At 51.2% G+C, this 22745-nt stretch carries 22 protein-coding genes; 11 read left to right on the forward strand and 11 right to left on the reverse strand.

Annotated features, from left to right (window positions below):
* Window positions 1–26 precede the first annotated feature (26 nt).
* From MRBLPE1_RS24475 to MRBLPE1_RS24495, 5 genes are all read left to right on the forward strand, one after another.
* Window positions 27–1472, forward strand: coding sequence for an HD-GYP domain-containing protein (locus MRBLPE1_RS24475; protein WP_364150389.1), 1446 nt, complete (start codon window positions 27–29; stop codon window positions 1470–1472).
* Between the two features lie 109 nt (window positions 1473–1581).
* Window positions 1582–2577: an L-glyceraldehyde 3-phosphate reductase gene (gene mgrA / locus MRBLPE1_RS24480; RefSeq protein WP_364150391.1), complete on the forward strand. Its 996-nt coding sequence runs from the start codon at window positions 1582–1584 to the stop codon at window positions 2575–2577.
* A 176-nt stretch (window positions 2578–2753) separates the two neighbouring features.
* Window positions 2754–6623 carry a response regulator gene (locus MRBLPE1_RS24485; RefSeq protein ID WP_364151487.1) on the forward strand — a complete coding sequence of 1290 codons (3870 nt, stop codon included), beginning with the start codon at window positions 2754–2756 and terminating at the stop codon, window positions 6621–6623.
* A 102-nt stretch (window positions 6624–6725) separates the two neighbouring features.
* Window positions 6726–7454, forward strand: a complete 729-nt coding sequence (locus tag MRBLPE1_RS24490; RefSeq protein WP_364150393.1) for a response regulator transcription factor — start codon at window positions 6726–6728, stop codon at window positions 7452–7454.
* 207 nt (window positions 7455–7661) lie between these two features.
* Window positions 7662–8960: a putative bifunctional diguanylate cyclase/phosphodiesterase gene (locus MRBLPE1_RS24495; RefSeq protein ID WP_364150395.1), complete on the forward strand. Its 1299-nt coding sequence runs from the start codon at window positions 7662–7664 to the stop codon at window positions 8958–8960.
* Between the two features lie 104 nt (window positions 8961–9064).
* Here MRBLPE1_RS24495 and MRBLPE1_RS24500 read toward each other — a convergent pair whose 3' ends face one another.
* Together MRBLPE1_RS24500 and MRBLPE1_RS24505 are read right to left on the reverse strand one after the other, a co-directional pair.
* The gene (locus tag MRBLPE1_RS24500; RefSeq protein WP_364150397.1) at window positions 9065–9283 is read right to left on the reverse strand and encodes a hypothetical protein; all 219 of its coding nucleotides are present in this window, start codon (window positions 9281–9283) and stop codon (window positions 9065–9067) included.
* Window positions 9284–9411: 128 nt separating this feature from the next.
* The gene (locus tag MRBLPE1_RS24505; RefSeq protein ID WP_364150400.1) at window positions 9412–9582 is read right to left on the reverse strand and encodes a hypothetical protein; all 171 of its coding nucleotides are present in this window, start codon (window positions 9580–9582) and stop codon (window positions 9412–9414) included.
* Between the two features lie 201 nt (window positions 9583–9783).
* Between MRBLPE1_RS24505 and MRBLPE1_RS24510 the strand changes: the two genes are divergently transcribed.
* Complete coding sequence (locus MRBLPE1_RS24510) at window positions 9784–10677, forward strand: serine/threonine protein kinase (protein ID WP_364150403.1); 894 nt, start codon at window positions 9784–9786, stop codon at window positions 10675–10677.
* On the opposite strand, the gene MRBLPE1_RS24515 is transcribed toward MRBLPE1_RS24510, so the two are convergent.
* From MRBLPE1_RS24515 to MRBLPE1_RS24525, 3 genes are all read right to left on the reverse strand, one after another.
* On the reverse strand, window positions 10672–11343 hold the full coding sequence (locus MRBLPE1_RS24515) for a TraX family protein (protein ID WP_364150406.1): 672 nt from the start codon (window positions 11341–11343) through the stop codon (window positions 10672–10674). The genes MRBLPE1_RS24510 and MRBLPE1_RS24515 overlap by 6 nt on opposite strands.
* Before the next feature lie 113 nt (window positions 11344–11456).
* Entirely contained in the window at window positions 11457–12353 is an 897-nt protein-coding gene (locus tag MRBLPE1_RS24520) for a manganese catalase family protein (RefSeq protein ID WP_364150409.1), read from the reverse strand.
* Window positions 12354–12477: 124 nt separating this feature from the next.
* Window positions 12478–13263 carry a hypothetical protein gene (locus MRBLPE1_RS24525; protein WP_364150412.1) on the reverse strand — a complete coding sequence of 262 codons (786 nt, stop codon included), beginning with the start codon at window positions 13261–13263 and terminating at the stop codon, window positions 12478–12480.
* A 168-nt stretch (window positions 13264–13431) separates the two neighbouring features.
* Here MRBLPE1_RS24525 and MRBLPE1_RS24530 point away from each other — a divergent pair, with 168 nt between their 5' ends.
* The gene (locus MRBLPE1_RS24530; protein ID WP_364150415.1) at window positions 13432–13854 is read left to right on the forward strand and encodes a hypothetical protein; all 423 of its coding nucleotides are present in this window, start codon (window positions 13432–13434) and stop codon (window positions 13852–13854) included.
* Between the two features lie 644 nt (window positions 13855–14498).
* Here MRBLPE1_RS24530 and MRBLPE1_RS24535 read toward each other — a convergent pair.
* Both MRBLPE1_RS24535 and mscL read right to left on the reverse strand, forming a co-directional pair.
* Window positions 14499–15134, reverse strand: coding sequence for an NUDIX hydrolase (locus tag MRBLPE1_RS24535; protein WP_364150418.1), 636 nt, complete (start codon window positions 15132–15134; stop codon window positions 14499–14501).
* Entirely contained in the window at window positions 15127–15588 is a 462-nt protein-coding gene (gene mscL, locus MRBLPE1_RS24540) for a large-conductance mechanosensitive channel protein MscL (protein WP_364150421.1), read from the reverse strand. Before mscL ends, MRBLPE1_RS24535 begins: the two co-directional genes overlap by 8 nt.
* Before the next feature lie 265 nt (window positions 15589–15853).
* Between mscL and MRBLPE1_RS24545 the strand changes: the two genes are divergently transcribed.
* The 4 genes from MRBLPE1_RS24545 to MRBLPE1_RS24560 all read left to right on the forward strand — a co-directional run bounded on the left by MRBLPE1_RS24545 (window position 15854) and on the right by MRBLPE1_RS24560 (window position 20884).
* Window positions 15854–17632, forward strand: coding sequence for an ATP-binding protein (locus MRBLPE1_RS24545; RefSeq protein ID WP_364150425.1), 1779 nt, complete (start codon window positions 15854–15856; stop codon window positions 17630–17632).
* A gap of 72 nt (window positions 17633–17704) precedes the next feature.
* Entirely contained in the window at window positions 17705–18472 is a 768-nt protein-coding gene (locus MRBLPE1_RS24550) for a sporulation protein (RefSeq protein WP_364150428.1), read from the forward strand.
* A gap of 232 nt (window positions 18473–18704) precedes the next feature.
* Window positions 18705–19832 (forward strand): DNA alkylation repair protein, encoded by a 1128-nt coding sequence (locus tag MRBLPE1_RS24555; protein ID WP_364150431.1) that lies wholly within the window; start codon window positions 18705–18707, stop codon window positions 19830–19832.
* Complete coding sequence (locus MRBLPE1_RS24560) at window positions 19829–20884, forward strand: FUSC family protein (RefSeq protein ID WP_364150434.1); 1056 nt, start codon at window positions 19829–19831, stop codon at window positions 20882–20884. The genes MRBLPE1_RS24555 and MRBLPE1_RS24560 overlap by 4 nt, the downstream gene beginning before the upstream one ends.
* 222 nt (window positions 20885–21106) lie before the next feature.
* On the opposite strand, the gene MRBLPE1_RS24565 is transcribed toward MRBLPE1_RS24560, so the two are convergent.
* From MRBLPE1_RS24565 to MRBLPE1_RS24580, 4 genes are all read right to left on the reverse strand, one after another.
* Window positions 21107–21403, reverse strand: a complete 297-nt coding sequence (locus MRBLPE1_RS24565) for a transposase (protein WP_364150436.1) — start codon at window positions 21401–21403, stop codon at window positions 21107–21109.
* A 25-nt stretch (window positions 21404–21428) separates the two neighbouring features.
* On the reverse strand, window positions 21429–21572 hold the full coding sequence (locus MRBLPE1_RS24570) for a hypothetical protein (RefSeq protein WP_364150439.1): 144 nt from the start codon (window positions 21570–21572) through the stop codon (window positions 21429–21431).
* A gap of 165 nt (window positions 21573–21737) precedes the next feature.
* Window positions 21738–22118 carry a hypothetical protein gene (locus MRBLPE1_RS24575; protein ID WP_364150442.1) on the reverse strand — a complete coding sequence of 127 codons (381 nt, stop codon included), beginning with the start codon at window positions 22116–22118 and terminating at the stop codon, window positions 21738–21740.
* 11 nt (window positions 22119–22129) lie between these two features.
* The gene (locus MRBLPE1_RS24580) at window positions 22130–22738 is read right to left on the reverse strand and encodes a TVP38/TMEM64 family protein (RefSeq protein WP_364150445.1); all 609 of its coding nucleotides are present in this window, start codon (window positions 22736–22738) and stop codon (window positions 22130–22132) included.
* Window positions 22739–22745: the final 7 nt, after the last annotated feature.

Below are 22745 nucleotides of genomic sequence, written 5' to 3' on the forward strand. Positions count from 1 at the left end.
AAGTAAGATCTGTAGGAGGAAGCCGTTTGCGTACAAATACGGGGGTATACACACGTCTGGCTGCAGCCATGCTTTTACCGCTTGCCGCTTATCTTTTGTTACGGGGCACGGAGCTGGATAAAAGCATAAAAGCGCCGCATGAGCATTTTTATATCGTCAGTCTCGTTTCTTTGTTCTCGCTTGCCCTGGCCATTGCAGTCGGTTTTGTCGCGATACAGCTTCGCAATATTAAGATTAGTTTTCTATCGTTATCTTATGTATCGCTCACGGCCATGTTTGTTTTTCACGGCCTATCGACTCCGGGTTTTATGATGCATCATTCCGATATTGCCGGAAGCGCCGCCCAGCTGAGCGTTTTGCTGGCAGTTGTATGGCTGTGGCTGTCTGCCCTTTCCGTAGATCTGCCGTTGATTAAATGGTTTTCCGAGTGGCAGAGGCTGCTGCTTCCGGTATGGACGCTCCTGCTGTTTGGATTCTGCGCCGTGCTGTGGTTTAATCCGGATGCGATTCTTTATTTCCAGCTGAAGGAACTGCCGATGAAATGGACCGCTACATTATTTATCTTGGGCTTGAACGGGTGGACGATATACCGTTATTTGATGACTTATTTATCTTCCCGCTTTCCGCTGCAGCTGGCAATCGTCTACAGCGCGGGATGGATGGTCGTCGCGCAGTTCATTATCGTGAGCGGCGAGACTTGGAATATAAGCTGGTGGCTGTATCATTTCCTGCTGCTCGCATCCGTAATCGTAATGGTTGTCGGAATCGTAAATCAATATGTCAGCTCCAAATCGATCACCTCATCCGTTAAGCTGATGTTCCGCGCCAATCCGCGCGACTGGATCAACACCTATATGTCTTCCAGCGTGCGCGAATTGGTCATGACAACGGAAGCGCGTGATTCATATACGGCGGGCCATAATTACCGGGTTGCCCTTTACGCGCTCAAGCTTGGCGAGGAGCTTTCCTTAACCTCCGCGGAGCTAAGAGCCATTGCGCAAGGCGGACTTGTCCATGACGTCGGCAAGCTGCGGATACCGGATACGATTTTGAACAAGCCGGGCAAGCTGACGCCGGAGGAACGTAAAATTATCGAGGTGCACCCCGTATCGGGATACGATCTGTGCAAAAGGCTGGGGTTCATGCCGGAGGAGCTTTCCGTTATCCGTTCCCATCACGAGAAATGGGATGGAAGCGGCTATCCCGACCAGCTGGCAGGGGAGCAGATCCCGCTGCTCGCGCGGGTAACGGCTGTAGCGGATGTTTACGACGCGCTGACCTCCTCGCGTTCGTACCGCAAGGCCATGACGCATGAAGCAGCAATGGAAATTATCCTCAAGGAAAGCGGGGTTCATTTTGACCCGCATTGCGTAGAGGCATGGGAACGGCTTGTTCGGGAGCAGCCGGTATTCTTCGAGGAAACGGTACGGAACAGCCCGCATTTGAAGCTGGATAAGAAGTATATCCGTTAGATTAATTTCCATTTTATGAGCGGCAGCTGTACAATAGACAGGGGAAACGCCCTTAGGATTGCAAGTATCGAATAAGCGTTTCTAAATAAAGGCTTGGGGGAAATCGATCATGACTTATTTAGCGGCTAATCATCGGTATGAGAGCATGAAGTACAATCGCGTGGGACGCAGCGGCTTGAAGCTGCCAGCTATCTCCCTGGGGCTATGGCATAATTTCGGCGGCATTGACCGCCTTGAGAATGGACGGGCCATGGTGCGCCGTGCGTTTGACTTAGGGATAACCCATTTCGATTTGGCCAATAACTACGGACCGCCTCCAGGCTCGGCGGAGGAAACCTTCGGCCAAATTTTAAAGCAGGACTTCGCGGCACACCGCGACGAGCTTATTATTTCTACCAAAGCTGGCTACCACATGTGGGAAGGCCCATACGGGGATTTTGGCTCGCGTAAGTATTTGATCTCTAGCCTCGACCAGAGCTTGAAGCGGATGAACCTGGACTACGTCGATATTTTTTATCACCACCGTCCGGATCCGGAAACGCCGCTTGAAGAAACCATGGGCGCGCTCGACCACATTGTGCGCAGCGGGAAGGCGCTGTATGTCGGCGTTTCGAATTACAGCGCGGAGCAAACGGCCCAAGCAGCAGCCATTTTGAAGAAGCTGGGCACGCCTTTCCTTATTCACCAGCCATCCTATTCCATGTTCAACCGTTGGATCGAGAATGGCCTGCAGAATGTGCTTGAGGAGGAGGGCATCGGCTCTATCGTGTTTTCCCCGCTTGCCGGAGGCTTGCTGACCAACCGTTATTTGAACGGCGTCCCTGCGGATTCTCGCGCGGGAGGACCGAGCGTATTTCTGAAGGCGGACCAAATTACCGACGGCAAGCTGGAAAAAATCAAGCAGCTGAATACGCTTGCCGCGGAACGCGGGCAATCGCTTGCCCAAATGTCTCTTGCATGGGTACTGCGGGGCGGACGCGTAACATCGGCGCTGATCGGCGCAAGCCGCGTGGAGCAAATTGATGACAATGTAGCTGCTTTGAGCCGCCTTGATTTCAGCAACGAGGAGCTTAGCCGCATCGAATCGATCCTCTCGGCAGAGTAGCAGCCAGCCCGTTTGTAACCTTAAAATAGAGAAACGCTAGAGCAGCTTTCCGCGGTCATGCGGCAAGCTGGCTCTAGCGTTTTTTTTGTTCCAACAATAGATAAAAGAGGTATAATAGTGTCAAAGTTCGACAGCTGCGGAAACGCACAGCGGAAGGGGAAAACGGCTTGAAAAAAATGTCGTTGCGGACAAAAGGCTTGATTCTAATTGTGCTCATTTCTTTGATCCCGCTGTTACTTGCCGGTGTGGGCAATTATTCCGTAGTTAAGGAAGCGATGCTCCAATCGGAGATTGAGAAGACGAGCAGCATGCTGGACAACCGCGCTAACGATCTGGCTTCGTGGCTGGCGATCCGGAAGGCGGAGGTTGTGGTGATGAGCCGTACAGAGGTTGTGCGGTTCGGAACGGACGAGGAGCGTCTGCATTATTTTGGGCGGGAGCTCGTACGCGGAGGTTTCACTTATCATGCCATCGGCTATATGGATAGCGAGACAGGCATTACGCTGCGAACGGACGGCCCGCAAAGGGACATGAGCGGGGAAGCTTTTTTCGAAGAGGCGTCTGCGGGAGAAGTTGTGATTACGGACCCCTTCATACCTTCGTACTCTAGTTCGAAGCAATCGTTTATTCTAGTACCCGTATATGGCGCAACGAATGAGCTGAAGGGAATTGTTTATGCCTCCATCGTATTCTCGACGCTGCGTCCGTTTATTGAGTTTGCGGGCGAGAACGCGGTCCTGCGCTTGTTTAATGATGTCGGCGGGATGATTTATTGCTCCGATTGCGGGGAAATGAAAGCGGCAAGCTTAGTCGAGAAGCAATCTCCTTTGCGTCCCATTGCGAGTAAAATGCTGAATTCAAACGCGGGAGTAGCGAACCTAAAAATAGGGGAGATCCCTTCCTCGGTTTTTTATACAAAGGTTAGCGATACGCCTTGGCGCATTGCGCTGCAGGAGCCGACGTCGAAGTTTCAAGATATGATTAAGCCGGTCTTTTGGCGTATTTTTAGTACGATTGCAATTTCCGAGGCGATTATCGTAATCTTTTTCTTTCTCTATTTCGAGCGCATCGTTAAACGTCTTGAGCGGATTCTTTTGGTTACGGAGCAGGCAGCGGCAGGTCTCTTTGAAGCGGAGCATCTCGAGGTTGAGCCGCATGACGAGATTGGGCAGCTCGGACATTCGGTAAACGGAATGATGGAGCATTTGCAGGAAATGTTCGACCGGCTTGAGGCGATCATCAATCAAAACCAATATGCTTTTATCGTGCTCGACGACCAATACAAGGTGACTTATCTCAATAAAACAGCGGAAGAAATGCTGGGTTATAAGACGGAGGAGCTTGCTGGCGTGGCAACTCCGCTCTTGTTCATAGATTTGGATGAGATCCGTTTGGAAGCCGAGAAGCTGACGCTAAAGCTCGGAAGAGAGGTTCAGCCAGGACTTGAGGTATTCAAGGAGCTGCGCGGCGAGAGCTTCTCGTATGAACGGGAATGGACCTTTATCCATAAAGACGGCACCCGCATACCGGCGCTGCACAGCTCCAACGGCTTGCGTGACCGAAATGGCCGTTTCTCGGGCGTCGTCGGCATGGTGCTGGATATTTCAGATCGCAAGCATGTGGAGAAGGCGCGGAATCGACTGCTTGACATTGTGGAGTCAGCGAAGGATTTAATCGCATCGGTGAGCTCGAAGGGCAAGCTCGTTTATATGAACCGCGCCGGCAGAGAGATGCTGGGCTTGCTGAACGCCTCGGGCAACGAGCATTCGGTGGAGCAGCATTCGGAGCCGGCCATGTATGCGGAGCTCGTGAAGGGTGCAGCCTTAGCCAGGGAGTTTGGGTATTGGGAAAGCGGCGCCGAGCTGCTGAAGACAAACGGCGAGCCGCTGCATGTGTCCATGGTTGTCGTAGCTCATAATGATGAAGATACGGGCGAATTGTTTTTCTCCTGCATCGCCCGCGATATATCTGAGCAAAAAATGGTGCAGGAGGAGCTCGTTCGCGCTAAGCAGGAAGCGGAGGAGGCGAATCAGGCGAAGAGCCGGTTCCTGGCGCTGATGAGCCATGAGATCCGGACTCCGCTCAACGGCATAATCGGTTTAACGCAGCTGATGCGCAAAACAGGGCTTTCCGCATCGCAGAAAGATTACATGGACAAGATGCATACGTCCTCCGAGACGCTGCTGCGGCTAATAAATGATATATTGGATTTTTCCAAAATCGAGGCGGGCAAGGTCGATATCGAACGGCTGCCTTTTCAGCCGGAAGAGCTGCTGCACCGCATAACCGATCAATTAAGCGTATTTATGGGCGGCAAGGAGCAATTCGAATTCATGGTGGATACGCCGGAATCATTGCCGCAGACCATTATTGGCGATGCGATGCGTCTGGAGCAGGTCCTGCTGAATATTTGCATGAATGCGATCAAGTTTACGAACCGTGGAAGAGTAAGGCTGCAGCTTGAGCTGGCGGGGGAATCGGATGACGGGATCAGCCTGCGCTTCACGATCGCGGATACGGGTATCGGCATGAAGCCTGAACAGGTAGATAAGCTGTTTAAGCCCTTTACGCAGGCGGATGGATCCACTACGAGAAAGTTCGGCGGTACGGGGCTTGGCCTAGTCATCTCCCAATCGCTGGTAGAGCTGATGGGCGGCAAGCTTGAAGTAGCGAGCGAAGCGTATGTGGGAAGCCAGTTTTACTTTACGCTGCCGTTCACCGTTATTCATAAATATGCGGAGACGCGCTGGCAGGCCGGTCAGGAATTCCGGGAGCAGCCCGTGTGGATTGTCGAGGACGATGACGAAATGCGCGGGCATTGGTGCAATATTATTGATTCCTACGGCTTGACCCCCATTCCCTTTCATTCTTGGAAAATAGCAAGAGACCGCCTTCGCCGCATTGGAGCCGGGGCATTGCCGAAGCTGATTGTTCTCGACATGGAAATGCCGGATATGTACGGTGCGGAAACCTGGCTCGAGTTCCACCGCGATGCGGAGTCGGCCGGCGTCAAAACGATTGCGATGACAACCTCTTACGGCCGCGATGAAATGCTGCAGCTGCCCGCAGAACAAAGGCCGGTCACGCTGTTGATCAAGCCGATTATGAGAACGGCTATGCTGCGGGCGATAGAAAGCGTTCTGACGCATAAGGGCTCAGGCGCGGATGAGCAGGAGCGAACGGCTCCGCTGCTGCCGGTGCAGCAAAATACAGTGAATACCAGGATACTGCTGGCAGAAGACAACAAAATCAACCAGCTTGTCGCCATTGAGATCTTGAAGGAGCAGGGCTACGAGGTAGGGCTGGCGGAGAACGGCGAAGAGGTGCTGCAAAAGCTCGTTGACGAGCGATGGGATCTTATTCTAATGGATATTCATATGCCTGTTATGGATGGCTCGGAAGCGGTTCGTCTTATCCGCAGCCATGCCAAATACGATGATATTCCAATCATTGCCGTAACCGCCAATGTGCTTCGCAACGATCACGAGCGCTATTTGAAGCTCGGGATGAATGACGTGGTCACGAAGCCGATCTCCTCCGAACGCTTGCATACGGTTATATCTTATTGGCTCAAGGAGGGCTGCAAGCTTCTTTCGAAGCCTGTGGCGGCCGCGCGGGAGCTGCAGACTGAGGCTGCTGAGCATCCCCGGGCGCCGGAGGCCAAGGCCGAGGGCTTATTGCCTGCCATTCCAGGCATGGATATCGAGAGCGCGCTCGCTAGGGTCAATGGCAAGCTGCCGATTTTGCTTCATATGATGGAGCAGTTTGTGCTTGATTATGAAACCTTTGCGGATCAGCTCCGCATGATGGTCAAGCAATCGGAGTTAACCGTTGTCAAAAGAATGGCTCATACGCTGAAGGGAGCGGCCGGCTATTTATCGGCTTATGAATTGTTAGAGGCTGCTTGCGAGGTAGAGCGCATCGTGAAGCTGCCGCAGCTGGATACGGAGAGCTTGCATGCTGCGATTATTCATTTAGAAGCCTTGTTAAAGCAGCTGGTGGACGGCCTTCGACAGGCGAAGGATGTTTTCGACAATAACTCCTAACAAATTTCTAACAAATTGTTGTCCCTTTATTGTCGGTATTGTATAGTAGAGATACCATAAATATTCGACAGAAATCTTCTATCCTCAAAAAGGGTGACGACAATGTATAAAGTTCTAGTTATTGAAGATGACGTCATGATGAGTGATATGCTGTCTATGTATTTATCCGAAGAAGGCTATTCCGTCATGCAGGCCTACAGAGCAGACGATGGGTTGAGACTCGCAAGCGAATTCAATCCTGATCTGGTGCTGCTCGATTTGATCCTACCCGACTTAGACGGCATGGAAGTTTGTACACTCATCCGAAAGCGCTCTAACGTACCGATTATGATTTTGTCGATGAAGAGTGAAGTATCGGAAAGGGTTCAGGCGTTAAAGGCTGGTGCTGACGACTACATGTGTAAGCCGTTTAGCATGCATGAGATGACAGCCCGGGTAGAAGCGCTGATCCGCCGATCGAACTCGATGCAGACAGAGGCGACGCAGCAGGTTGCTGCAGCGGTAGAAACGGTCGAAGAAGGCAATCCGATTCAACTAGATTTTGAAAGACGCTTACTGCTTGTTCGCGGCCAATTGGTCGAAACTACTTTCTCGGAGTATGAGCTTATGAAGCTGTTTCTTGCTTATCCGGGAAAAGTATTCAGCAGGGAAGAACTTATAAATACGATCCGCGGCTTTGATTCCTTTGTGACTGACCGTGCCATCGACGTACATATTGTCAATCTTCGTAAAAAGATTGAACAGAATCCGAAGGAGCCGAGGCTCATTCGCACGGTTTGGGGATTTGGCTACAAGTACACGGCTCAGCACACCAGCATGAGCCAAACCTAATTGCACATGATAAATATTGCTGAGAACCACTCTGCCGATGCGGAGTGGTTCTTTTTTTTTAACAAAATTATCATGTGCAGGAATGTAAGGTTTTCCTGCAGGGGTATTAAAATATCTAACATTATCCTAAATATATGCAACTAATTTTTCTAATAATTGTATGCCACAATAGGTTTAAATCATGGATTAGGACGGTGGTCGGACAAAATGGATGCGGTAACCGGGTTGCCTTGTCGCAAGGAGGCTTTTGCGCAGCTTGAAGTGGCGGTAAATGTCGTACGTGCGGCAGGTAAGCGGATGGTAGTGGCGTTGGTTGATCTGGATCGGTTTTATCGTGTAAACGAAACAAAGGGGACGGAGTTCGGCAATCAATTACTTTACATGATCGGGCAGCGGCTGGCAGAAGCAAGAATGGTTGCAACGAGCGTAAGCCGCGTCGGAGGCAACCGCTTCATGGTGGCGATACCGCTCGAGCATGACGAGAGCCAAGGCATTCAGGCTGTGGAAGCGATTAAAAATGCGGTTGAACGGCCGATTGAGGTCGATGGTACGGAACTGTATTTAACCTCAAGCATCGGAGCAACGTTGTTCCCGCAGGATGGACGGACAAGTGAACAGCTCATTTGTCGGGCGGAATCGGCCCTTTATCAATCCAAGGAATTAGGCGGCAATCGCGCGCGGTTCTACAATACGGAGGATACCGTCCAATTGAATAGGCGAATCGGCATCGAGGCGGGGCTTAGGCCCGCTTTATATTTGCGGCAATTTCGACTTTGCTATCAGCCTGTATTCCAGGCGGCAGACGGCAGGCTAAGAGGATTCGAAGCGCTGATTCGATGGGAGCATCCCGAGCTTGGCGAGATCGCGCCATTGGAATTCATTCCTATTGCCGAGCACAATGGCCTTATCGTTCCGATCGGGGAATGGGTGCTCCGTGAAGCATGCAAGAAGCTCGCAAGCATAAACAAAAACGGAGCTAATCGCTTAACCATGTCGATTAATGTTTCAGCGCTGCAATTGCAGGATTCTTCCTTTTCCCAGACGGTCCTCAATGCGATCAAGGATTTTGAGCTGGATGCCTCTTTATTGGAGCTGGAGATCACGGAAAGCCGCGGCATTTATGATTCGACATCGGCATTGACTGCCCTTAGCTGGCTTCGGGCGACAGGAGTCAGGATCGTGTTGGATGACTTTGGGACAGGCTTCTCTTCGCTTATAAATTTGAAGCAACTACCGATTCAATGCTTGAAAATCGATAGGTCGTTTATTAAGAAAATTGACATTCAAAGCGCGGAGCGGATCATCGTGGAAGGCATTATTAAGCTGGCGCATAAGCTGGGGCTGGAGATCATTGCCGAAGGCGTCGAGTTCGGGGAGCAGTATGAGCTCTTGCGCGAGTGGGGCTGCGACTGCGTACAAGGCTTTCTGTTTGGCAAGCCGACGGAGCATGATAAGCTGGATCCGTCGATGTTTCACCACGGGGAATTCGCGGTGTTCCAGCGCTAAGAAACGGCGGCTCTGTCGATAAGGCTGGGGAAATAGGTGCGTAAAATTTAAAAGACCTGACGGGGCACGCGGAATGTGCCTTCAGGTCTTTTTTCTAATATGTGCTAACATACTTCAAGATAAAGCTTCGTTCCGTCGTTATACTGGAAAATAGCCACGTCGCGTACCATTTCTACGGATTTGATTCTTCTCCATTTTTTGCGGAAATCAAAGTCCAATTCCAATTCGTACAATTTATGATGAAGCAGTTCTATGGATGCCGATTGTTCGTTAGGATAGTACACAGGGACGGAACGACTTTTGAAGGTAACGATTTTCATCATTTCCTATAACACCTCCGATCGATTTCCCCTATTCTAACGTAAACCTTTTAGCCTCTTATGAAACTGTCGTCAGGATTTTGTTTATTTTATTTACACTTTTCTAACATATTCGACATTTACTGCACTTGTTAGCTGGAATAGCTGCTGTAGTTCTTTTTGTAGTAGCCATGCCCGCGATGCGGTCGGCTGTGCGGGCGATAATGCCCGTGGTTATAGTCACTGCTGCTATAATGACGACGGCTGCGATGCTTGCGTCCCATGAGTGAATAGATTAAACGTTTGAGTAAATGCTTTAGCATACTAATGCCCCCTTTAATCGTTTTGTCGAAAATTGTCTGAAAATGCGTATGCTTAATTTTGTGAAACAAACAGCTTGTGGCAGCGTACGCGTTCATATAAGTAATCGTACGAATTTTTGTGGTTAAAGTTTCTTATTCGCTGAACCGTCCACAGGATTATTTCACCTAAGGAGGGCATGCAGCTGCTGGAGGAGAAGCGTCATGCGGTCATTTATTGTAGGCAAATCTAAAGAAATCATTAAGCATTGGCGGGATTTTCCGCTCCGTGTCGGCTTGGTATGGATGAAACGTTACCGCATCGAACGTTTTATCGGCATGGGCAGCTATGGGCAGACGTATGCATGCACAGATATTATATCGGGCAATACGATGCTGCTCAAACGCAATCTTCCAAGCAAAAAGGATATCGGAAGACAGCTGTTAGAGCGGGAAAGCTGCATTTTGAAGCAGCTGGATCATCCGCAGATCCCGAAATGGATCCGTTATGAGAAGCAAGGGAAAGACGAAGCGCTTCTTATGGAGCTCATTGCCGGCGAAAATTTGGAGCAGAAAATAGAGCAGGGACGCCTTTATTCCGTGCAGGAGTCATTAAGCATCCTGAAGGAGCTGCTGCGGCCGCTGGAGCATCTCCATCAAGCCGGATACGTGCACCGGGACGTTCGCATCCCCAACGTATTAGACGATGGAAGACGCCTGTATCTGATTGATTTTGGGCTTTCCTGCCGCATTGGCGAGCAGCTTCCCGAGACGCTGCGCATGGGGCTTAAAGAGCCGAAGTCATTCGATGATTTAAAGGCTCATGCGTCAGATGGGAGCTGGTCTGGCGCCAAGCAGCGCATGCGCAGACCTGACCCGGCTAGCGATCTGTACGGCTTAGGGCATTTTTTTCTATTCATGATGTACGCAGGCTTTGAATATGATGAAGGACAGGCGGAACGCAGCTGGCAAGAGGAGCTGGAGCTTCCGCTTGCCGTGAAGCAGTTCGTCAGTAGGCTGCTTCAGCGCGGCGAGCCGGGCTGGGCGTCCGCGAAGAGCTGCGCGCTAGAGCTGCAGCGGCTTTTGGATTCACTGGGGGATTCCGCTGATCCCTCATAAAGCGCGAATCATATCTTTAAAGCTCTGATTGCTTGTCACATAGTAGACGACCGCAATGATGGCAAGATGCAGCGGGTAAAAGCTGCGCCATACGAGGCGCGGGACCTTTATTTTGTCGGCGCTGCGCATAAAATCAGGCATATATACGATTAAGATAGTGGCAAATAAGCTAAAGGCTTGAATGAACCAGCCCTTTATAAAAAAACTTACCGCATTCAACGAAAAGTGAAACAAGGTAAACCACTGCGTTTGAGCATAGCGATAAATAAGCACGAGCACCACGACATACGCGCCGTAGCTAAAAGGAAGAACCTCGAGCGCCCCGGCAAAACCGGCTGCTAACAGCGCTTGCGGGATAGGCTTGCCGTTCCATTTATCGAGCAGATAAAGAAGCAGCAGGCAGGCGAATAATGAGCCAACCGTATTGACCTCCAGCCGCTGGAAAGCAAATTGGTAGGGCAGCTGGGACAGAATAGCGATCACGGCTGTCCTCTTCAAATAACGATGAATATTACTCGTTCGGAAATAACCAAGGACCATCGTAAAAGCGTAAAACGGCAGTGCCAGCCGGCCAATGACCCTCCATGCGATATTTTCAGGAAACCATATGAGACCGATATGATCAATAAGCATCGTTAGCATAGCCAGAAATTGCAGCTTGGTCACCTTCATTCTCTCGTTTTTTATCCAGTATAGCATATGAATTACGAGAGAATAGGAGCAGGAAGACCTCCAAGCCGCTTTGCGCGAGTTAGGAGGTCTCCATAGTTGGAATTCATCTAAAGGCCGGCATTTTTCTGCAGCCGCCGTGCAATTTGCATGAAATCCTCCTGCGAGATGCCGGGTGCGAACTCCTCCGGCAGTTCGCTTAAATCGGGCATGGGCGCACCCTGCGGGGCGCCTTGAATGACCTCGAGCGGAGCACCGGTGAGCGGATTTTGGCCATTCCAAATAAGGACGATATCCTTATAATCATTTTGGCTGAACGTATACAGCTTGTTGCCGAGCCCCATCGCTTCATATTTGCGTGCCGTCTCAAAGCTGTTGTTGCTGAGGTCGGGTATAGGGATCAGCTTCTTCACGTCAACGCCGGTCGCGATTTCGAGCGCTTTGGCGTAAGCCAGTATGTGGACTCCGCCGCGGACAAGCAAATAGCCAATCATGGCGCGGGCAGTGGGATGATCAGTCATCTCATAGACACGCATCTTATGCGTTCGCGCGCCGCATTCCAAGAAAAAGTTATGCAGCAGATCGAGCACTAGATTGCCGCTGCTAAACACATTATCCCCCGTCCATGCGCGGCCCATGGAATCACCGGCCAGCGAGGTTTGGGCGGTTTGAATAAAAAAGTAGCTGTTGCGCTTATTTACGCCCTCCTTCAGCGGCGCCGAATTCGGATCGCCGGGACTGGTGGTGCCGGTCAGCACCATATTTATTGCAGTGGAAACGAGCTCAACGTGGCCAAACTCCTCGGCGGTTATGCTGGATACAAGATCGTAAAAAGGCTTAAGCTTCTTTTTCTCGCGAAAATTAAAGGATTGGTACATGTAATTGTTTAAAGTAGACATCTCGCCAAATTTACCGCCGAGCAGCTCTTGCACCGCTGCCGCGGCATTCGCATCCGCATAGGGGGATGGCGGGAGCTCCACCTGAAGCTTGTTCATCCGTTCAATCATGGGCTTGCTCACCTCATTTCATTGACGACTCATTTTATGCATATGTATGACAGCTTTCGCCGTCATAGACCGTCAATGTCAAAGAGGACAACCTATTGTCGAATAAACCAACCTGCCGCTTGGCTTAGGTATTGAGCAGCGTAATGACGAGCAGCTCATAAAGGACGAGCGGAAGAACAGCGGCATAAGGATTCATAAAGGCGCGCGGATCGCGCATCGTACATTGCAAATACAAGATACAATGATCGATATGCACGATCGTCCCCTCGTAGATATGGCCATCAACCGTTTGGACGCAAACCTGCTTATGCATGTGGCCGCGGCACATGCCCATTACGCGGTCCCGCACCTCCATCACCATCGCCGTGTGCTGCGGCTCCGCTTGATAAACGACAGGATCGGCTTTTCCCATTCCCGCTACGTGACTCGGATTCGGCATACCTCCCATACTGCCCATATGTCCCATATTCGGCATGCTGCCCATGCCGCCAACGTTTTGCATATGCCCCATATTCGGCATGCTGCCCATACCGCCAACGTTTTGCATATGCCCCATATTCGGCATGCTGCCCATACCGCCGACGTTTGGCATATGCTCCATATTCGGCATGCTGCCCATGCCGCCGACGCTTTGCATCTGCCCCATATTCGGCATGCTGCCCATGCCGCCGACGCTTTGCATCTGCCCCATATTCGGCATGCTGCCCATGCCGCCAACCTTTTGCTTATGTCCCGTATCCGGCATGCTGCCCATACCGCCAACCTTTTGCTTATGTCCCATATCCGGCATGCTGCCCATGCCGCCAACGTTTTGCATATGCTCCATATTCGGCATGCTGCCTGAGCCGCCAACGTTTGGCACATTGCCCATATTGCCGATATTGCCCATGTTCATCATATTTTCCGCCAAGCCAAAGACCTCCATTCGAATGGTATGTCATATAGGTATGCAGCAGACGAGAGAGACATACGACAATCGAAAGTCGGGATTTCAACGTTTGGGGGGGTGCCACTCGTCCATACCATTCTCTTTGATTTGCATAGAATAGAGTATGTTCGAGTGGGAGGGGGAATAGTAATGTCTGCAAATCTTAAATTAAAAGCTAGCAATGTTAAAACGGCTCGTAAATCGAATAGTCGTGCCCGTATATCTTCTAATTGTAAATGTAAAGAGGATCATAAAAGCTGCGGCTGCGGCCGCAGGGTTGATCCGGCAGTCGAAGCCATGCAGGATGCAGGAAAAGAATTAAGCGATATTTTCAAGCAATTGAAAGACGAGCAAACAGCAGCGAAGCTTGTGAGAGCGATTCGCTGCCGTGATGCAAGAGCCGTACAAAGCTTGCTCGACTGCAAATGCCGTGTCGTCTGCTTCTTCCGCAGCCGTGACAAAGATTGCGTAAGAATTTGTTGTTCGTTTGGCAGAAACCATGATGTAACGGTTACGTTCGATATTTGCGTCAGACGTGCGCAAGACGAATGCCGCCGCAACTTCTGGTTCTAATTTTTTCGGAAAAAGGCTGCCCTCTAAAGGCAGTCCTTTTTTTTGCCGTTTAAAAAGGACGGAAAATCACGGGGACCGCAATGGACGCATACGATAACGGAGTGAGAACTAAGAGGAACGAACGAGCAAGGAGGGAGTCAAGATGCCGCAAATTCCATATTTTCCGCAAGCTTTGTTAGATGAGCACCGCGATTGGCATCACACCTATCATCTTGTGCCGGGGACGGTGCCGCCGCCTGGCTATGGAGAGCGTTTCTTGCGCTTTCACCGCGATTATATCAACCGGGTATACCGATGGTATGATTCCATGGGCTACGACCGAAGATGGATTGCGGCCTGGCCGCAGGTGCCCGACGGCATTCGGAGAACGCCCTGTTACAATGCCGGGGCAGAACAGAGAGTACAGTTCAATCCGCAGTCATTCACATCGGCGGACCAACTGGGAAGCTTTATTGAGACCGATCTACACGGCTGCTTTCATGAAATGGGGGCTCGCCTTTTCAATCAGCCGGAACTGAATGACTTTGATCTCGCCCCGCGCCATACGGAGTTCTATAATATTCATGGCTTAATTGACCAGTGGTATACCAATTGGGAGCGGGCATGGGGAGTGCGCGGGCAAGCCGCCGAAGGCGAAGCACGGGTCAGGTACAACCGCGCAACGCCCGAAGCACGCTCGCATAATAAGAAAAGTCACGGGGCACGAATTGCTTCGCCTGAACAAAGCGCCGCACGGCCGTCAGCGGCGCAGCCGAATCGCTTAGCTCAACGCCAAGCGCAGCGGCCTCGGATAAAGAGCCTTCAAACATGGCAATCAGCTCATCCAGATCAGCCTCGTAAACGCCGGCCACTTCTTCAGGCTGCAGCTTCAATTCCGACAAAGGCACATCGCACACGAGGCCAAAAACGTCGCTGACCTCCCGGTCGATAAACGGTTTTCCGTTCACCTCGCCGCTCGCATCCTCGCGAATTTGCCCCAGCGGAATGAGCTGCTCGAACGTGGCAGCTACGCCAAGCTCTTCTTCCAGCTCGCGTATAGCCTCGCGGATGGTTTCCCCTGCGGCCAAATGGCCGGCGGCCGTAATATCATAGCAGCCGGGGTTCGTATCCTTGCTGGCTTGGCGAAGCTGAAACCGCACGAACCTGCGGTTTCCCTCGCGCCGCGTCAGCCAGCAATGGAAGGTGCGATGCCAATAGCCGCGGGCATGCGTCTCTGCGCGCGTTGCCGTTCCCAGCGGCCGAAGCTGCTCGTCATAAATGTCGAACAGCTCCTCAGCCATGGGCAGAAGCCTCCAGCTGGGAGGTGCAGTGCTTGCAGCGGGTAGCTTTTACAGGAATCTTGGACAAGCAGTAGGGACAATCCTTCTCGGTTACTTCGACAGGCGCCGTTTCTTTTTTCTCGTTGCGGCGAAGGACGTTGATTACTTTGACAAGCAGAAAAATACAAAAGGCTACGATTAAAAAGTCCAGCATGACGTTAATGAATTGGCCGTAGGCGATGTAAGGTGCGGTAGCAGGATCTTTTAGACTTGCTATTTCTGTTTCTGAATACAGAGGAATCCTTAAATCTTTAAAATCAACGCCGCCCAAAATTCTGCCAATCGGCGGCATAATAATATCGTTGACGAGCGAAGTGACGATTTTGCCGAATGCCCCCCCGATAATAACCCCGACCGCTAGGTCGATGACATTGCCTTTCATTGCAAATTCTTTAAATTCCTTTACGATCTTCATTGCTTTTCCTCCTACAAATGTTAATGAAGCAAACCATGGCTTTCAGGATAAAGCAAATCTAGCATGCTGGCAAATGCCGATGTATCTAGTATTCCCCGTTTCGAAGACAGCCATCCTATCATAATAGCTGATGAAGGATAGAAGAGAAACTATCTTTGCTTTTCTTACAAAAACTTGCATAATACCGCGAGAAAACAGAGGGTTTTTAAGATAATTGTCGAAATTTACTATTGGTAATTAAAATTATGGGTTCACAAGGAGTCCTATGGCTGATCCGATCATTACCGGCAACCCTTATTATATCATTTTATCGATCGTCATTATGTGCTTTGCCTCCTACACGATGCTGAATATGATTGAACAGCTGCAGCCGAAAGAACGATCATACGGGTTCAATTGGATTATCGGGGGGGCCTCCGTATTCGGGCTTGGCCTATGGACGATGCATGTCGTATCTTTGCTGGCGTCCGATTATAGAATGGTCATGGACTGGAGCATGCTGCTCGTTTTGGTCGTATGCGCGCTTATCGTCTATGCGTCCTTGGTCGTATTGAAAAACCAGGAGGTCTCGCGCGGACGATACCTGTTCAGTGCCCTATTAATGGCTCTTGGCGCTACGATGCTTCAATACATATCGATGCTGTCCGAATCCGTTATTATCCTGAAAATGAATTGGCTGCTCTATTGGCTATCCTTTGGGGTGGGCTTTGCGGGCGCATACCTGGCCTTTTACTGGCTGGATTCCAAGTCGCCTTGGTATAAATTCAAAAGCTGCCTGTCGCTCGGCTTGTCCAACATGGCGATCCATCAGATCGGCATGCATGCGCTAAAAATCGAATACAAGGATATTTTATCGACCGATCTATTAAACGAGTATTTGCTGCTCCTTGCGTTTTTGCTGGGACTGTCTACGTTAATTATTCTCAGCTTCAGTCTTACCACCTGGCTGGCCGCCAATAAATACAGCCAAATCGACGAGCGGTATAAGCTCCTGGTCGAGAACTCCATGGACACGATCGCTCTAATCAGCGACGGCAAATGGGAATTTATGAACCGTGCAGGGCTGTGTATGTTCGAGGTGGAGTCAGAGACCGAAATGATCGGCAGCAGCATCTACAACCTGCTCGATGGTCAGTACCACAGCGAGATGGCGGCTTGGCTCGCGGCGGGACAAGCAGGCGAAGACGTACCGGTTAAGCTGATTGAGCTGCAATGGCAGTCCATGCAGGGTACGCTCCTTCACACGGAGATGGTTAGGGCAAGCTCCACCTTCTCCGGGAAACAGATCGAGCAAGTCATTATTCGCGATATCTCCGAACGCAAGAAGAATGAGGAGCTGCTGATTAATTCAGAGAAGCTGTCCGTAGCAGGTCAATTGGCGGCCGGCATCGCGCATGAAATCCGAAACCCGCTCACCTCGCTGAAAGGCTTCTTGCAGCTCATTACGTCCGGGCGGGGGAACAGCAATAACTTCTACGAGATTATGAAGTCCGAGCTTGTCCGCATTGAATCCATCGTCAGCGAATTGCTGATGCTATCCAAACCGCAAGTATATGAGTTCGTCCGTAAGGACTCCCGCCAGATCATGGCGGATACGGTAAACCTGCTGGAAACGCAGGCGATCCTGCATGACGTCATTATCGAGTTTCATTCGGATTACCGTCCGTTATGGGTAGTAGGCGTCGAGAACCAATTAAAGCAAGTGTTCATAAACGTACTCAAAAATGCCATTGAAGCAATGCAAAACGGCGGGGTCGTCACGATTAATATGTCCCTAGACGAAGAACGCGGCGTATTGATCCGGATTAAGGACCAAGGGTCGGGTATCCCCGACGAGCAGCTGGCCAAAATCGGTCAGCCCTTCTATACAACCAAGGATAAAGGAACGGGTTTAGGCTTAATGGTCACCTACAAGATTATTGACAACCACCAAGGCAAAATCACGGCCGAAAGCAAAACGGGAGTGGGAACGACCTTTATCATTCAATTGCCGTACAAGCAGCAAGCCGAGACTTCTGCTGCGGAAGCAGCAGATGAGAAGTGAAACCTATTTTAGAAGGTATCGTAATATGCTTTAGAGTTTGGAAACAACACTAATTGAGTGGAGGTCGTTTCGATGTTCAATCGTTTTTTGGCAAGTATCGGCATTGGTTCCGCAAAAATTGATACCCTGCTGGAGAAGCCTCGTTATTCGCCGGGCGAAGAGGTTAGAGGAATCGTGAAGATTCAGGGCGGCAATGTGGAGCAGCGAATTGAAACCATCCAGCTATCGGTTATGACAGAATATATACGCGAGAGCAATGACAGCAAAATAACGCAGCATGGCGAGGTTGGCCGTTTTCATGTGAGTGCCCCGTTCACGCTGCAGGCAAACGAGAGACGCGAGGTGCCGTTCTCGTTCCAGCTGCCTCATCAGACTCCGCTCACCATCGGGCGCGCGCCAGTATGGGTGAAGACGGAGTTGGACGTTCGCGGCGGCGTGGATCCTGGTGATAACGACCGCATTGATGTCGTTCCGACGGCTCCAATGAATACGGTGCTTGAGGCCCTCGATTTGCTGGGCTTCCGCTTGCGCAAAGCGGAATGCGAGTATTCGTCCCGTTTAGGGGGCAAAATGCCGTTTGTGCAGGAGCTGGAATTTGTTCCGACAACGCAGTTCCGCGGACAGCTAGACGAGCTGGAAGTGATGTTTTACCCATCGGATCGCGAACTTGAGCTGGTGCTTCAGGTTGACCGACGCGCTCGCGGGTTATCAAGCTTTTTTGCGGAAGCAATGGATATGGATGAGTCATTTGTCCGTACCCGCTTTACGAACGAGCAGCTGGCAGCAGGGCCGAACGCCATCGCTCATCAGTTATCCGACATCATCGCGCGTTACGCTTAATCGGCGGAATGAATAGAAAAAGCTCTGAAGCACGCCTGCGGGAGTGTTTCAGAGCTTTTTTTTACATATCAGAAAGTATAAAATTAGACCTTATACGATGTTTATATTTCATTTTAAAATAAGCTTTTGCCGCATGGAGGACTGGGTCGGCGTTTACGCTTGGCGATTAAGGGTAGAGAAAGAGTAAAGAGCCCGGGTTTTTCGGTATAATAGCTGGAGGAGGGGATTTACGTTGGCAGAACCGCTAAAAGCCATGTATGACGGCTTATTTCTAGAACAATTTGCAGCTTTGGTGAAGACGGCGTGGAGACCGTTTGACGAAGAACGATTCGCTTCGCATGTAAGAGACGGGGGCTGGGAGCAGCTCGAGCTAAAGGCCCGTGCCCGCAAAATTACAGAGGCGCTGGGCGCCGCTTTGCCTCAGGATTATGGCGAAGCGCTTGCCGTACTCTATCTCATAGATGAAAAATGCAAGGGGCTTCCCTACATATTTTTCCCGGACTTTGTAGAAGTATTTGGAATGGAGCCGCAGCATTGGGAGCTTTCATTGGCTGCGCTGGAACGGTTTACCGAGCGCTCAACGGCTGAGTTCGCCATTAGATCGTTTATTTTGAGCGATCCGGACCGAATGGTTCGGCAGATGCTCGTTTGGGCAGATCATCCGAATGAGCATGTAAGGCGTCTTGCGAGCGAAGGGATCCGGCCGCGGCTCCCTTGGGCGCAGGCGCTGCCGCAGTTCAAGCGGGATCCGTCGCCGGTCGTGCCGATTCTGGAGAAGCTGAAGCGGGATGAATCTCTCTATGTGCGCAAGAGCGTTGCGAACAATTTGAATGATATCGCGAAGGATCATCCGGAGCTTGTCGCTGCTCTTGCGAAGGCGTGGAGCGGCGAGGATGCCAGAACGGATTGGATTGTGAGGCATGGCTGCCGCACGTTGATTAAACAATCCGTTCCGGAGATCATGGCGTTGTTCGGGTATGCGAATCATGAGACCGCAGAGGAGGCTGAGCGTCCGCTCGTGGCTGCCGCGGCGTTAGAGGTGGCTCCAGGGACGGTAGCAATTGGCGGCGAGGTGAGCTTACATTACCGAGTGCAGCTGCGTGAGGGCGAGCCGGCCAAGCTTCGTATCGAGTACGGCATTGCATTCGTGAAATCCGGTGGCAAAACGTCGCTGAAGCGTTTTCTGCTTTCGGACCGCGAATATGCCGGAGGAGCATCCGCGTCCAGTGTCCGCGTTCACCGCTTTGCGGATTTGACGACGCGCAAGCACTATGGCGGACTGCACCGCGTGACATTATGGGTGAACGGCAGAGAGGTCGCCGCAGCAGAGCTGATGGTAACGGAGGCTGAGCCGGTATGACCATAGGGGCAAGGGTATTAAAAACGGGGATGGCTGTCGCGTTAGCGATCTACTTGAGCAGCTTGTTTGGCTTTGCATCCCCGTTGATTGCTGCGGTAGCCGCGATTTTCACGATACAACCATCCATATACCGGTCATGGCAGAACGTAGCGGACCAGGTACAAACGAACCTGCTCGGCGCAGTCATTGCGATTGCCGCGGTTCGTTTATTCGGACATACGCCGATTGCTGCAGGTCTCGTTTGTATTCTTGTCATTCTCATCGGCATCCGTCTAAAAATGGAAAGCACAATCAGCCTAACCCTTGTCACGGTCGTTGCCATCATGGAAGCGAACGGACAGGGCTGGGATGTGGCGATCATGCGATTTTTAATGGTTTTGACCGGTATCGGTTCGTCCTTTTTGGTTAATGTGCTGGTGTTTCCGCCGCGTCCAAGGCGGCAGTTTACGGAGCAGGTGCATCAAGCGTATACGCAGCTTTCCCTGCTGCTGCGCACAGCCGTTTCCAATGAAATGAAGGAGCAGGTGTTCCGGCAAGAAAAGGACAATCTGCATGTAACGCTGCGCAAGCTGGAGGAGCGGCATACGGTTTTCGAAGAGGAGCGCAAGGTGCTTGCAAAGGCGAAGACGAGCCATGCCCGGCAGCTGCTTGTGTCCAAGCAAATGATTAAGGCGCTGCAAAAAGGGGCCGACCTTCTCGAAGTGGTGGAGGAGCATTATTTTGCTTCGCCGAGCGCGAGCGAGTGGGCTCGCCGGTTCGACCGGCAAATCGAGGATTTATCGAAGTATCACGAGCATATCCTGCTAAAGGCAGAAGATAAGATGAAGGCAAATGCGCTGATCGAGCCCGAGGAAGAGCGTGAAGCCCGATTCGTGAAGGAGCTGACGGCCTATGTCATGGAGGACCCGGATGAGCATAAACGTCTTATCTTCGTCGCCTCGGGATTGTTCGAGTATGCGTATCACCTGCGGCGACTAGAGAAGCTGCTTGACCAAGTGCAGCAGCGGGAAGAGAAACCAAAACGCAGCGCCGATGACGCGAAGGAGGACTAATGGTTCCCGCAAATCATCAGATATTATAGCAGTTATAGGCTGTAGTTTCTGCATGATGTGGCTTGGCTATTCAAACACATCACAAATAAAACAGCAGGTTGGAAATCGCTCACGGCGCTCCAACCTGCTGTTTTTCATATAGAGTATAGAGTTTGAATGCGGCGGAGAGAATGGTCTGAGCCTATCTCCAGCGGCCGCTTTCAGCAGTATGATGCCTATCTCCTATTGATCGTCATCCGTTTTGTTGCTTCCCTCATGGCGGCGGGGATGCTGCATATGAGCCTCTGGATTATTGTCATCATCATGCGGCACCAATCGCGGATCGGTGTGTCCTTTATGATGATTGTTAAAGAAGAGCTCAACAAGCTGCCATTCCGTCGATCCAAGCATAACATCAGCCGGGAAGACATCTCCGCGTTCCAACTGCTCCTCGCGTCCCCACTCGTTGCGGTACGTGCCTTTTACCTCTACAGGTTCGCCTGACATGGGATTCATCTCATGATGGTTAGAATTGCTCATATGGTGTCAACCAACCTTCCTATGCTTATAGTCCGTGCTTGGGCACCGCTGCGCGATCGGCATCTGACTGCAGCTCGCTTGCTGCTTGTTTGCTCGCTAAGTTGCGGTCTGCTTTCGATTGCGCCTTGCTTGCTTTTTTCTGTTGATCGGATGGCTGTTCGCCTGACATGTGATCACCCTCCTGAGAGTAGTATCGGTATCTGTTGCCGCGAATCATGCGCTGCCGCCTAAACGGTTCCCGCCGGTTCGCTTGTCTTCACAAGAAGATCCTCTACAGTGTGCCACAAACGGGAGAAATGTATGAGTTCGGAGATGCGTCTCGGTTAACGCGAGCTTATTGCAGCTGAAGCCCGCAGGAGGGGCAGCTCGAATCACGTTCCGTGACGGTTTCGCTGCAGGCGGGGCAAGGCTCGGAAAAAGGGGCGGGATTTGCTGCCGCAATATCTTTAGCGGAGGACTTTCCTTTAGGGTTGACGGAAGCGTCATTGGATGACGGGCGGAGGTGCGCCGGCGTTCCGAATATCGTCTCCACCATTTCCTTAAGGTCTTTATATTTGTCCGAATCGTCTGAGGCGATCCGCACAAACATAAACATGCCGGCGAGCAAAGCGCCGGCAATAATGAGCACGATAGCAGTCGCGCCAATATCAAACCAAGATAGAAGCAGAGGCGGCATAGCGGCCGTCAGGCTATTCGTTATCAATCCTGCTGCCATGCGGCTTCACCTCATCCATTCACCTGATACCGGGATTCTAGACGTTTGCCGCCGAACCACATCACAAGCACGGCGGTAATCGAGACGAAAATACGCCAAGGCTCATCGACGAGATTGCCGATATCGAAGCTGATCAACGAGATGCAAAAAATCATAACGGCTTTGCCGAGCAGCGTTGCAAGCAAAAACGTATGGAACGGTACCTTGCTTAAGCCGGAGACGACCGTAATGATTACAGACGGCGTAAAAGGGAAGCAAGCGAGCAGAAACAGCGGCGTAAAGCCTTTGCGTTCAACCCAGTTGAAGAAACGCTCCGACTTCGGGAAACGGCGCTCCAAGCGTCCTTTTACATTGCGCCCAAGCTTGCGGCTGATCCAAAATACGGTGATCGCGCCTGCCGTTACGCCAATCCATGAGAAAAGAAACCCGAAGCCAAGGCCGTATATGTTGGCATTGGCTGCAATGATGAGAATTAACGGAAGAAAAGGGAGAAACGATTCAACCATCGGAAGCAGAATGCCTGGAAACGGACCCCACTGCGAGTAGCTCTCCAGCGTCCACTGAATGGAATCCAGGTCCAAATGCTTTATGTATTCGAGCCAATTGCGCCAATCATCCATAAATTTA

The sequence above is a fragment of the Paenibacillus sp. LPE1-1-1.1 genome, assembly GCF_040676435.1.
GTDB lineage: Bacteria > Bacillota > Bacilli > Paenibacillales > Paenibacillaceae > Pristimantibacillus.